Raw genomic sequence first — 203 nt, 5'->3', positions numbered from 1 at the left:
AGGAGTAGGCTGGAGCGAAGCTCCACCTGCTCCACAATGCCACAGAGCAGACGATTGAACGGCTCGGCACTGCTAACGAGAAAACGCACGACAGCACCTTGTTCAAAACAGCTCCGTGGCTTGAGAACCGCCTCATGTTGTTCGATCTCGCCTACTTCAACTACCGCCGGTTTGCGCTAATCGACAAGAATGACAGCTACTTT

At 53.2% G+C, this 203-nt stretch carries 1 pseudogene; it reads left to right on the top strand.

The window, feature by feature from the left end:
• Positions 1 to 8: 8 nt before the first annotated feature.
• Positions 9 to 203 (top strand): annotated as a pseudogene (locus tag J07HQW2_RS18750) (IS4 family transposase); the annotation flags it as partial.

Origin of the sequence: Haloquadratum walsbyi J07HQW2 (assembly GCF_000415985.1) — an archaeon.
Taxonomy (GTDB): Archaea; Halobacteriota; Halobacteria; order Halobacteriales; family Haloferacaceae; genus Haloquadratum; species Haloquadratum walsbyi_B.
Note: the sequence above shows the minus strand (reverse complement) of the source record. Positions and strands in the feature narration are given on the sequence as shown.